The sequence below is a fragment of the Spiroplasma sp. ChiS genome (assembly GCF_002968355.1).
In the GTDB taxonomy this organism is placed as follows: Bacteria; Bacillota_I; Bacilli_A; order Mycoplasmatales; family Mycoplasmataceae; genus Spiroplasma; species Spiroplasma citri.
Window position 1 is genome coordinate 1 of the sequence record NZ_PUUH01000001.1, and the last position, 13,574, is coordinate 13,574.

Consider the following 13,574-nt stretch of genomic DNA (forward strand, 5'->3'; position numbering starts at 1 on the left):
TTCTGTTTTCTAGGAGATTTTATTTGATTTAGAGACATTAAGTTGTACAAAACTGAATAAGAAATTTTTATTTTTTCATTTTCAAGTAATTTTTCTTTAAAATGTATAAAATTAAAATCAATATATTTAGTTTTGTAAAGATTAAGAATATTTTCACAAATTTCTGGTTTTGTTTTGTTATATGCTGTTCTACCACGTGAATGATGGGCAAAGGAAGTCATATTTTGTGTATCATAAATTTTCATTAATTGTTCAATTCTACGAATAGAATGTATAAAATTAAAATCAATATATTTAGTTTTGTAAAGATTAAGAATATTTTCACAAATTTCTGGTTTTGTTTTGTTATATGCTGTTCTACCACGTGAATGATGGGCAAAGGAAGTCATATTTTGTGTATCATAAATTTTCATTAATTGTTCAATTCTACGAATAGACAAATCTAAAATTTTAGCAGCACGTTTTTTTGTTATTTCATTATTAATAACTTTTCCAATAGTTTTATATTTATGTTTTTCTGTCATTGTTAATTTTCTTTCCATAGTTATCACCAAATTAATAATATAAATAATTGCGAAATTTTTGCTAGATAACTATTACGAAATTATCACAAGATAATGATAATTTTTAATAAAAAGAATTGACTTTTGTCTCAAACCAATATAAAATTTATAAGCGTATATTGTGAAAAGTGAGGTTAATAATTAATGGCATTAAAAGAAAAAGAATTTGGGCATTACGCTAAAAGAATTGATTACACAAAAGTAAGTGGGAATTTAGATTTACCAAACTTAATTGAAATTCAAACTGAAACATATGATTGATTCAAAAAAACAGGGATTAGCGAAGTGTTCCGGGAGGTATTTCCGATTGTTGGGCATGAAGGAAATATTGTTTTAGAGATGTTAGATTGAGAATTTAGAGAGTCACGAAGAACAATTTCTCAAGCAAAAGATGAGTCAAAAATTTTTGAAGCACCAATTTATTCAAATTTAAAATTAACAATTAATTCAAAAGATGTAGAAGTTGAAAAAGCAATTGTTAAGGGAGAACCCGAATTAATTAAAGCGTGAATTGAAGAACGTGTTGGACATATGATTACAATTTTAAAAAAAACTACTGATGTTATTTATTATGATATTCATTCTGGCGATGAAATAGCAACATGTACAGTAACAATTAAAGAAAGATTAGATGATAAACTAATTGTTGATATTACAATTGAAAAAGAAGGTGAAGTCTTTTTTGGTGATTTTCCACTAATGACAAGAAAAGGAACTTTTATTGTTAATGGTTCAGAAAAAGTTGTTGTTTCACAATTAGTTCGCTCACCCGGAGCATATTATAAAATTGATTTAAATCGTAAAAATGGAGAAAATGTTTATTATGTTGATTTAATTCCGTCACGAGGAACATGGTTAGAATTTGAATCAGATCATAAAAAAATTAAAGTTGGAAAAGAAGAAAAATTTGAGAATGTTTTTTATGTAAAAATAGATAAATCTAGAAAAGTATCGGTTGCTAATTTCTTAACAGCGTTAGGAATTATTAAAGAATATGCCCTAGATATTTTTGGCGATAATAAATTAGTAAAAAGTACTTACGAATTAGATCCTTATACAGGTGATATTTTATATGACCAAAGTATTGCTGTTCAAGAAATTTATAAAAAAATTCGTTCAGGAGAAACGGCAACACCAGATGGTGCGACAAAATATTTATATGGATTATTATTTGATAAACGTAAATATGATTTAACAAAAGCAGGACGTTTTAAATTAATTCAAAAATTATCAGTTGAAAACCGAATTTATAACAAAATATTAGCTGAAGACATTAAAGATGTAAATGGTAAAGTTGTTTTTACCGAAGGAACTTTAATGGATAAAGAATCTATTAACAAGTTAAAAGGAATTTTAAAAGCAGGTGCTTGTTTACAAGAAGTTAAATTTAGTGATGAAATTATTTGTTCTAATAAAATTCAAAAAATTAAAGTATATGTTGATAATGAAGTTCGTTCTCGTGTGGCAAATATTATTGGAATTGATCCTAATGCAACTGATGAATATGTAACAGTTCCTGATGTCTTGGCAACATTTTCATATTTATTAAATTTAACAGATGGAATTGGGGAAGTTGATGATATTGATCATTTAGGAAATCGTCGTGTCCGAACAATTGGGGAATTATTACAAAATCAATTTCGAATTGGATTACTAAGAATTGAAAAAAATGTTAAAGAAAAAATGTCAACTTCAAATTTATTTAAAATGAAACCTTCAAATATTATTAATAATAAACCATTATCAGCGATTATTGGGGAATTTTTCAATTTATCACAGTTATCACAATTTATGGATCAAACAAATCCTTTAGCTGAATTAACAAATAAACGTCGATTAACAGCCCTAGGGCCAGGAGGACTATCAAGAGAACGTGCTGGATTAGAAGTCCGAGATGTTCACTACTCACATTATGGTCGTATTTGTCCAATTGAAACACCAGAAGGACCAAATATTGGATTAATTAATAACTTAGCAACATATGCCAAAATTAATTCATATGGTTTTATTGAAACACCATATCGCCGTGTTATTGGTTGCAAAGTTACCATGGAAAATGATTATTTAACAGCGGATGAAGAAAAAAATTATGTTGTTGCACAAGCTAATATTCGTTTAAGTGATAAGGGTGAAATTTTAGATGAACAAGTGGTTGCACGTTTCCAAGGAGAAAATATTATTGCCGGACGAAATGATGTTGACTATGTTGATGTTTCACCAAAACAAATTGTTTCAATTGCAACAAGTTGTATTCCATTTTTAGAAAATGATGATGCCAATCGTGCTTTGATGGGAGCCAATATGCAACGACAAGCAATTCCTTTAATTGCGCCAAATTCACCATATGTAGGAACAGGAGTTGAATATGCTGCTGCTCGTGACTCGGGATTAGCAATTGTTTCACAATATGATGGAATTATTGATTTTGTTGATGCAACAAGAATTGTTTTAAAAACAAAAGAAGGGTTAAAAAATTATAATTTAGACACTTTTGTTCGTAGTAACCAAGGGACATCATTAACTCATGTGCCATTAGTGCGTCAAGGACAAAAAGTTGAAAAAGGACAGGTTTTAGCTGATGGGCCATCAATTGATAAAGGGGAACTAGCCTTAGGACAAAATGTGGTAGTTGCTTTTACAACATGAAATGGTTACAACTATGAAGATGCTATTATTGTTTCAGAACGCTTAGTATCAGAAGATGTTTTTACATCAATTCATATTGAAGAATATACAATTGAACGTCGTCAAACAAAACAAGGGCCAGAAGAAATTACGCGTGAGATTCCTAATATTTCTGAAAATGCACGCAAATTTTTAGATGATGATGGATTAGTTATTATTGGGACAGAAGTTAAACCAGGTGATATTTTAGTTGGAAAAGTAACACCAAAAGGACAAACCCAATTATCACCAGAAGATAAATTATTGCAAGCAATTTTTGGTGAGAAATCAAAAAATGTTAAAGATAATTCATTACGAGTTCCAAATGGTGGTGAAGGAATTATTCAAGCAATTAAACGCTTTCCACGAGAAAAATATGAAGTATCAGCTGATGTTTTAGAAGTTATTAAGATTTATATTGTTCAAAAACGAAAAATCCAAGAAGGAGATAAAATGGCTGGTCGTCATGGAAACAAAGGGGTTATTTCGAAAATTTTACCATTGGAAGATATGCCACATATGGAAGATGGAACACCAGTTGATATTATGTTAAATCCATTGGGGGTACCATCACGGATGAATATTGGACAGGTGTTAGAAATTCACTTAGGAATGGCAGCAAAAAAGTTGGGACAAAAAATTTCAACGCCTGTTTTTGATGGAATGATAAATGAAGAATTAATTGAAATTATGGATAAAGCAGGAATGAAAAACTTTGGGAAAGAAGTTTTAATTGATGGTCGAACAGGTGAAAAATTTGATAATCCAGTTTCGGTAGGAGTAATGTATATGTTGAAATTATCACACATGGTTGATGATAAATTACATGCGCGAAATGTCGGACCATATTCATTAATTACGCAACAACCATTAGGAGGAAAAGCTCAAAATGGGGGACAGCGTTTTGGAGAAATGGAAGTATGAGCATTAGAAGCTTATGGTGCAGCCCATACATTGCGTGAAATTTTAACAATTAAGTCTGATGATATTAAAGGAAGAACACGTGCATATGAATCAATTGTTAAAGATAAAAAGATTCCAGAACCAGGGATTCCAGAATCATTTAATGTCCTAACTCGTGAAATCCAAGGGTTAGGATTTAATATTCATATGATTGATGAAAAAGGAAATATTAAAAATATTAAGAGTTATGATGAAGCAGATTATGTTGATGAAGATTTATTAACAGATTGTGATGAATTTGAAGATGAATTTGATATTGATAATTTTATTTTAAGTACTAATCGTGAACCACAAAAAAAAGAACATTTAGAGGACTTTGTTAAAGTTGAAGATAGTTTTGATTTGGTAGATAACTTAGATGATAATGAACTTGATGACATTGACAATGAGATTGATGAAATTAATGATCAAGATGAATTAGATTAAGGGGGAAGAAAAAAATGATTGAAAATAATGAAAAAAATAATCGTATGATTAAAATCGGCTTAGCAAACCCCGATGATATTCGCAGTTGGTCATTTGGGGAAGTAAAAAAACCAGAAACAATTAATTATAAAACATTAAAACCAGAACGTGATGGATTATTTGATGAAAAGATTTTTGGCCCAACCAAGAATTTTGAGTGTGCTTGTGGGAAGTACAAAAAATCAAAAAATAAGGGAAAAATTTGTGAACGTTGTGGTGTAGAAATTACTGAAGCGATTGTTCGTCGTGAACGAATGGGACATATTGAATTAGAAGAACCAGTGACACATATTTGAATGTTAAAAGCAGCACCAAGTCGGATTGCTTTAATTTTAGATATGAAGACAAAAGAACTTGAAGAAGTTGTTTACTTTGTTTCATATATTGTGTTAGATGCTGGTGATGCAAAATCATTAAAACAAAAAATGGTATTAGATTTAGGAAATGCTAAAACATCAGCCCAAACACGTCAACGATTAACAAAAACATTACGTGAAATTTTGGATACACTAGAACCTGACACAATTGCTTATGAAGTGGGAGAAACAATGATTGAAGATTTAAAAAATACTTCGTTACCATTTTCAATGGATGAATGTGCCCAATTCATTAATCGCCATACTAATGCACGCTTTGGAATTGGCGCAGAAGCGGTGGAAGTATTATTAAAAAACTTAAACATTGATGATGAAATTGAAAAAATTAAGCAAGATTTAAAAGATAAAAAAACACAATTGGATCAAAATAAATTAATGAAACGTTTAGAAGTTTTAGATTCGTTAAAAAAATCAGGTTCACGACCAGAATGAATGATCTTACGAGCAGTACCAGTAATTCCGCCTGATATTCGCCCAATTATTCAATTAGATGGTGGTCGTTTTACAACATCAGAGATTAATGATTTATATCGTCGAATTATTATTCGAAATGAACGATTAAAAAAAGTTAAAGCAATGGGAGCACCAAGTGTTATTGTTAATAATGAAAAAAGGATGCTACAAGAAGCCGTTGATGCTTTATTAGATAATGAACGCAAAGCGCGACCAGTAACTGGAAAAGATAAACGCCCATTAAAATCATTAACAAGTATTTTAAAAGGGAAACAAGGTCGTTTCCGTCAAAATTTATTAGGGAAACGAGTTGACTATTCAGGACGTTCAGTTATTGCAATTGGTCCTGACTTAAAAATGTATCAATGTGGATTACCACGTGATATGGCTATTACATTATTTAAACCATTTGTTATTAGCAAATTAGTTAAAGATGGTTTAGCAGCAAATATTAAAGTTGCGGAAAAACTAATTTTAAATCAAGACGATAAAGTATGAGAAGTTTTAGAAGAAGTTATTAAAAGTCGGCCAGTGTTATTAAACCGTGCACCAACTTTACACCGATTAGGAATTCAAGCATTTGAGCCAAAATTAGTAAAGGGGAAAGCAATTAGATTACATCCATTAGTAACAACTGCTTTTAATGCTGATTTTGATGGTGACCAAATGGCGGTTCATGTACCAATTACAGAAGAAGCAGTTGCTGAAGCACGAAGTTTAATGTTAGGAAGTCGAAATATTTTAGGTCCAAAAGATGGTAAGCCAATTGTTACACCAACCCAAGATATGGTTTTAGGGAATTACTATTTAACCTATGAAGAAAAAGGACAATTAGGAGAAGGAACAATCTTTAAAGATTTAAATGAAGCTGTTATTGCATATGAAACTGGAGCTGTCGCTTTGCATGCTTTAGTTCTCATCCCTGTTGCTGGTTTTGTAAATAAAAAATTCAATTCAGAACAAATGAAAGATTATATTATTACAACACCAGGAAAAATTATTTTTAATCAAATTTTTAAAGAAGAGTTTCCATACTTAAATGAACCTAATATTGAAAATTTAACAGCATTACCAGCGCGCTCATTAATTAAAGACAATGTTAACTTGGTTGAATACTTAGCTACTTGAAAAGTTAATTCACCGTTTAAGAAAAAAGATTTATCAAATATTATTGATCGCTACTTTAAACAATATGGAGCTAATAAGACGGCTGAAATGTTAGATAACATGAAAAACCTTGGTTTCAAATATTCAGGGAAATCGGGTGTAACAGTATCAGCAGGCGATGTTAAAGTATACGACAAAAAAAACGAAGAATTTAAAGCGGCAGATCAAAAAGTAAAAGAAATTAATGATTACTTTAAAATGGGAATGTTAACAAGTCGTGAAAAACAACACCGTATTATTAGTGTTTGATCAAAAGTTAAAGATAACATTCAAACTGAACTAGAACATGTTTTACGTGAAGACCCAAAAAATCCAATCTTTATGATGGCCGATTCAGGTGCACGGGGAAATGTCTCAAACTTTACCCAATTAGTTGGGATGCGGGGATTAATGAATAATCCAAAAGGAGATATTATTGAATTACCAATTAAGTCTTCTTTCCGTGAAGGCTTAACAGTGTCAGAATTCTTTATTTCAACCCATGGGGCGCGAAAAGGAATGGCGGATGTTGCTTTAAAAACAGCTGACTCGGGATATTTAACAAGACGATTAGTTGATGTTTCGCAAGAAATTATTATTACAATGAAGGACTGTAATGCTCGTCGTGGTTTTGTTGTATCAGATATTATTGAACAAAAACATGCTAATATTATTGTGCCATTATTTGACCGCTTAGTTGGTCGCTATAATTTAAAAGATATTAAATTAAAAAATGGTGAAGTTATTCTTGCTAATACATTATTGAGCGAAGAAGATAGTAGAAAAATTGTTGATAATGATATTAAGGAAGTTATTATTCGTTCTGTTTTAACTTGTGAAGCAGAAAAAGGTGTTTGTCAACGTTGTTATGGAAAAAACCTTGCAACAGGAATGGAAGTTGAAATTGGTGAAGCAGTTGGTACAATCGCTGCGCAATCAATTGGTGAACCAGGGACACAGTTAACAATGCGAACATTCCATACTGGTGGTGTGGCTGGGGGAACTGATATTACCCAAGGGTTACCACGGATTAAAGAATTATTAGATGTAACCACACCAAAAGGATCAATTGCTGTTATTTCTGAAATTGATGGAAAAATTAGTGACATTCGTGAAGAAGGTGGAATTCATACAATTTATGTTAAATCAGATAGTGATGAACGAAAATATAAAACACAATATAATGCTGTTTTAAGAATCAAAATTGGTGATAAAGTTGTTCGTGGTCAAAAATTGACTGAAGGTTCAATTAAAATTAAAGAATTATTAGAAGTTGCCAAAATTGAAGATGTTCATAATTATATTTTAAAAGAAGTGCAACGAGTTTACCGTTTACAAGGAATTGAAATTTCTGATAAATATATTGAAATTATTATTAAACAAATGTTGAATAAAGTTAAAATTATTGATGCTGGTGATACTGAATTATTACCAGGGGAAATTGTAACGGTTAAACGTTATCGCAATGAAACAATTAACGCTGTTCGTTCAATGAAAAAACCGCCAACGGCAAAACATGTTATTTTTGGAATTAAAAAAGCGCCATTAGAATCTGAATCATTCTTATCATCAGCGTCATTCCAAGATACAACACGAGTATTAGTTAAAGCAATTATTAAAGGCAAAGTTGATTGTTTAGAAGGATTAAAAGAAAACATTATGTTAGGACATTTAATTCCAGCTGGAACAGGGTTAAAAAATCCAAAAGATATTATTACGGCCGGAATTGCAGCGAAAGCTGAAGAATATTAAAAAGACCATATGGTCTTTTTTTCTTGGGAATATTGCGGATAAATATTGACTTAAATTTTTTTTTTATGTAATATTATATATGGATTGTATTCTTTGATACACTCGGGTATGTGAAACAGAAAGGAGAAAGTTTAATGCCAACAATTAATCAATTAGTGCGTAAACCACGTAAAGATAAAGTGTGAAAAACAAAAGCTCCTGCTTTAAACAGAGGGCTAAACTCTTTACAAAAAAAACCTACTAATGTTAAGGCACCACAAAAAAGAGGTGTTTGTACAAGGGTTGCAACAATGACTCCAAAAAAACCGAACTCAGCATTACGAAAATATGCTCGTGTTCGTTTAACAAACGGAATGGAAGTAACAGCATATATTCCTGGTGAAGGACATAACTTACAAGAACATAGTGTTGTATTAATCCGTGGGGGAAGGGTTAAAGACTTACCAGGGGTTCGTTACCATATTATTCGTGGTACTTTAGATACTGCTGGGGTTAATAAACGCCAACAAGGAAGATCATTATATGGAACAAAAAGACCAAAAGCTACAAAAGCTTAATTAAACAGAAAGGAGGATTATTACGATGCGTAAACACCAAGCAGAAAAAAGAGATGTTTTACCAGATCCAATTTATAGTTCAAAATTAGTAACGCGTGCAATTAATAAAATTATGATTGATGGAAAAAGAGGAGTTGCTCAAACAATTTTATATGGAGCATTTGATATTGTTAAAGAAAAAACAAAGACTGAACCGTTAGAAATTTTTAATAAAGCAATTGAAAATATTACTCCACATTTAGAGTTAAAAGTTCGCCGAATTGGAGGATCTAATTACCAAGTTCCAATCGAAGTAAATGAAGAGCGGAAAGTTACATTAGGATTAAGATGATTAATTAATTATGCAAGATTACGTAATGAAAAAAGTATGATTGATCGTTTAGCAAATGAAATTATTGATGCTTCAAATGGAATTGGGGGAGCAGTTAAGAAAAAAGATGATACTCATAAAATGGCGGAAGCTAATAAGGCTTTTGCTCATTATCGTTGATAAAAAATAGAAAGGAAAAGAAAAATGGCAAGAGAATATTCTCTAGAAAATACGAGAAATATTGGAATTATGGCACATATTGATGCTGGAAAAACAACAACAACAGAACGCATCTTGTTCCATACTGGTAAAATTCATAAAATTGGTGAAACCCATGATGGAGCTAGTCAAATGGATTGAATGGCTCAAGAACAAGAACGTGGAATTACAATTACTTCTGCAGCAACAACGGCGTTTTGAAAAAATATGCGTTTAAATATTATTGATACTCCAGGACACGTTGATTTTACTGTTGAAGTAGAAAGATCATTACGAGTATTAGATGGGGCAGTTGCTGTCCTTGATGGGCAATCAGGAGTTGAACCCCAAACAGAAACGGTTTGACGTCAAGCAACAACTTATGGTGTACCACGGATTGTCTTTGTTAATAAAATGGATAAAATTGGAGCTGACTTTTTATACTCAGTAAAAACAATTCATGACCGTTTACAAGCTAATGCCCATCCAGTTCAAATTCCAATTGGAGCTGAAGATCAGTTTACAGGAATTATTGATATCGTTGAACGAAAAGCTTATCATTATGATGGCGCAGCAGCAAACGAAGAAGCAAAAGAAATTCCAATTCCAGATGATTTAAAAGACTTAGTTGAAGAATACCGTATGAAATTGATTGAAGCAGCGGTTAACTTTAATGAAGAGTTAATGTTAAAATACTTGGATGGGAATGATATTTCGATTCCAGAAATTAAAAGTGCAATTCGTGATGCAACATTAACTGGTGATTTTTTCCCAGTCTTTTGTGGAAGTGCTTTTAAAAACAAAGGAGTTAAATTAATGCTGGATGGGGTAATTGATTATTTACCTTCACCACTTGATATTCCATCAATTAAAGGTGTTCTAGAAGATGGAACCGAAGTTGAACGTCATGCTGACGATAGTGAACCATTTTCAGCGTTAGCATTTAAAATTATGACAGACCCATTTGTTGGAAAATTAACATTCTTTCGTGTTTACTCAGGAGTGTTAAAAAAAGGAAGTTCTGTTTTAAACTCAACAAAAGATAAAACAGAGCGCATTGGTCGTTTGCTAAAAATGCATGCTAATAATCGTGAAGAAATTGAAGCAGTGTATGCTGGTGATATTGCAGCAGCAGTTGGTTTAAAATTAACAACAACGGGAGATACACTTTGTGATGAGAAAAACGAAGTCATCTTAGAATCAATGGTTTTCCCAGAACCAGTTATTAACTTAGCTTTAGAACCAAAAACAAAAGCTGACCAAGAAAAAATGAGTTTAGCATTACAAAAATTAGCAGAAGAAGATCCAACTTTCCGAACATGAACAGATGAAGAAACAGGACAGACAATTATTGCTGGAATGGGTGAGTTACACTTGGATATTTTAGTTGACCGAATGAAACGTGAATTTAAAGTGGAAACCAATGTTGGAGCACCGCAAGTCTCATATCGTGAAACATTTAAAGATAGTGCTGAAGTGGAAGGAAAATACATTAAACAATCAGGAGGACGTGGACAATACGGACACGTATGAATCAAGTTTGAACCAAATCATGATAAAGGATTTGAGTTTGTTGATGCAATTGTTGGTGGAAAAATTCCAAAAGAATTCATTGGTTCAGTTAAAAAAGGATTAGAAGAATCAATGCAAACAGGAAAATTAGCAGGATATCCAATGATTGATATTAAATCAACGTTATATGATGGGTCATACCATGATGTCGATTCATCACAAATGGCTTATGAGTTTGCTGCTAGTTTAGCATTAAAAGAAGCAGCTAAAAAATGTAAACCAGTTATTTTAGAACCAATTATGGCTGTTGAAGTTACTGTTCCAGAAGAATACTATGGGGATGTAATGGGAAACTTATCTTCACGTCGTGGTCAAATCGAAGGAAATGATCAACGTGGAAATGCCCAAGTTGTAAAGGCAAAAGTTCCATTATCAGAAATGTTTGGATATGCAACTGACTTACGAAGTTTTACCCAAGGACGTGGAACTTATACAATGTTGTTTTCACATTACCAAGAAGCGCCAAAGTCAATTACTGAAGAAATTATTAAAAAAATAGGAAAATCAACAGACTAATTATTACAAAATGGTTTAATCTACCATTACTAAAAAAAGATTGCAAAGTAAAAAGAATTAATTTACAATAGTTATGACATTTGTCTATTAATTAAAAATATAGGAGGAAAAGATTAAAATGGCAAAACAAAAATTTTATAGAAGTTTACCACACGTAAATGCTGGAACAATTGGTCACGTTGACCATGGTAAAACTACTTTAACAGCAGCTATTACAACTGTATTAGCTAAAAAAGGATTTGCAGAAGCCCAAAAATATGACAATATTGATAAAGCTCCTGAAGAAAAAGAGCGTGGAATTACAATTAATACTTCACACGTTGAATATCGTACTGATAAAAGACACTATGCGCATGTGGACTGTCCAGGACATGCCGATTATGTTAAAAACATGATTACTGGTGCTGCGCAAATGGATGGTGCAATTTTAGTTGTTGCGGCAACAGATGGTCCAATGCCTCAAACAAGAGAGCATATCTTATTATCAAGACAAGTTGGTGTACCAAAAATGGTTGTTTTCTTAAACAAATGTGATATGATGGATGGCGATACTGAAATGATGGATTTAATCGAAATGGAAGTTAGAGATCTATTAAGTGAATATGGTTTTGATGGAGAAAAAACACCAGTTATTAGAGGTTCAGCCTTAAAAGCTCTTGAAGGTGATGCTCAATGAGAAGAAAAAATTATGGAATTAATGGATGCAATTGATAAATGAATTCCTGAACCAGAAAGAGATACTGCAAAACCATTTATGATGCCAGTTGAAGATGTTTTCACAATTACAGGTCGTGGAACAGTGGCAACAGGTCGTGTTGAACGTGGAATTGTTAAAGTTAATGAAGAAGTTGAAATTGTTGGATTAAAAAGCGAAACTAAAAAAGTTGTTGCAACAGGTTTAGAAATGTTTAGAAAATTATTAGATGATGCTAAAGCTGGAGATAATGTTGGGGTTTTATTACGTGGAGTTGATCGTAGTGATGTTGAACGTGGACAAGTTATTGCTAAACCAGGTTCAGTTAAACCACATAAAGAATTTAAAGCACAAGTTTATGTTTTAACAAAAGAAGAAGGTGGACGTCATACACCATTCTTCGGAAACTACCGTCCACAATTTTACTTCCGTACAACTGATGTTACAGGTTCGATTAAATTACCAAGTGGTGTTGAAATGGTTATGCCAGGGGATAATGTTGAGATGACAGTTGCTTTAATTGCCCCAGTTGCAATTGAAGAAGGAACAAAATTCTCAATTCGTGAAGGTGGACGTACAATTGGTGCCGGAACAGTTGTTTCAATTAGTAAATAATAACATTAAAAAATAACTCGCTTTGAGTTATTTTTTTATTAATAGAATTAATCTCGTTTTTATATTTTTTTCTTATATAATATTAAGTAAGTTCTGAAAGGAGTACTAACAATGGGATATAATCCAACAGTTAATAATGCAGAAGTTCCAGCAACAAGTAGTTTTTGAGGAAAATTCTTTGTATACATTTCATTTATTTTAATTATCCCAATTTTCTTATTTATTTTATTAAGAAATAATTTAATTAGAAATAAAGAAAAAATTGAAGAAACAGCTTCTGATATTGATGTTCAATTAAAACGAAGAGTTGATATGTTAACAAAATTAATTGATAGCACAAAACAATATATGAAATATGAAAAAGATACTTTATCAGCAGTTGTAGAACTGCGTAGTCAAGCAAATAAAAACTTAAATGTTAAGGAATTAGATCAAATTAATAATGCTGTTACAAGCCAAGTAGGTAAAATTAATGTATTATTAGAAAATTATCCAGATTTAAAAGCTAATAACAGTGTAATTCAATTACAAGCAGGAATTAGAGATTGTGAAGATAATATTGCAGCTGCACGACGTTTTTATAATTCAGCAGTTCGTGACTTTAATGCTAGTTTAAAAACATGGCCATCAAATGTTACGGCAAGTTCATTAAAATTAAGTACATTCTTATACTTTGAAGCTAATGTTGCTGACCGCCAAGATGTTAAAATAGATTTAGGCCAATAATTA

The 13,574-nt window shown here is 31.6% G+C and carries 7 protein-coding genes and 1 pseudogene; 7 read left to right on the forward strand and 1 reads right to left on the reverse strand.

The genetic code is table 4. The features are described from left to right. A pseudogene (locus C6B38_RS00005) lies at positions 1–542 on the reverse strand (hypothetical protein); the annotation flags it as partial. Positions 543–707: 165 nt separating this feature from the next. Here C6B38_RS00005 and rpoB point away from each other — a divergent pair. From rpoB to C6B38_RS00040, 7 genes are all read left to right on the forward strand, one after another. Next, positions 708–4,616, forward strand: a complete 3,909-nt coding sequence (gene rpoB, locus C6B38_RS00010) for a DNA-directed RNA polymerase subunit beta (RefSeq protein WP_105298167.1) — start codon at positions 708–710, stop codon at positions 4,614–4,616. 14 nt (positions 4,617–4,630) lie between these two features. After that, complete coding sequence (gene rpoC, locus C6B38_RS00015) at positions 4,631–8,383, forward strand: DNA-directed RNA polymerase subunit beta' (protein ID WP_105298168.1); 3,753 nt, start codon at positions 4,631–4,633, stop codon at positions 8,381–8,383. Between the two features lie 134 nt (positions 8,384–8,517). Further along, on the forward strand, positions 8,518–8,940 hold the full coding sequence (gene rpsL, locus C6B38_RS00020) for a 30S ribosomal protein S12 (protein WP_071890501.1): 423 nt from the start codon (positions 8,518–8,520) through the stop codon (positions 8,938–8,940). A gap of 25 nt (positions 8,941–8,965) precedes the next feature. Then, complete coding sequence (rpsG, locus tag C6B38_RS00025) at positions 8,966–9,433, forward strand: 30S ribosomal protein S7 (RefSeq protein ID WP_105298169.1); 468 nt, start codon at positions 8,966–8,968, stop codon at positions 9,431–9,433. A gap of 21 nt (positions 9,434–9,454) precedes the next feature. Beyond that, the gene (fusA, locus tag C6B38_RS00030) at positions 9,455–11,536 is read left to right on the forward strand and encodes an elongation factor G (protein WP_105298170.1); all 2,082 of its coding nucleotides are present in this window, start codon (positions 9,455–9,457) and stop codon (positions 11,534–11,536) included. A 118-nt stretch (positions 11,537–11,654) separates the two neighbouring features. After that, on the forward strand, positions 11,655–12,845 hold the full coding sequence (tuf, locus tag C6B38_RS00035) for an elongation factor Tu (RefSeq protein WP_105298171.1): 1,191 nt from the start codon (positions 11,655–11,657) through the stop codon (positions 12,843–12,845). Positions 12,846–12,956: 111 nt separating this feature from the next. Further along, positions 12,957–13,571: a LemA family protein gene (locus C6B38_RS00040; protein WP_105298172.1), complete on the forward strand. Its 615-nt coding sequence runs from the start codon at positions 12,957–12,959 to the stop codon at positions 13,569–13,571. Positions 13,572–13,574: the final 3 nt, after the last annotated feature.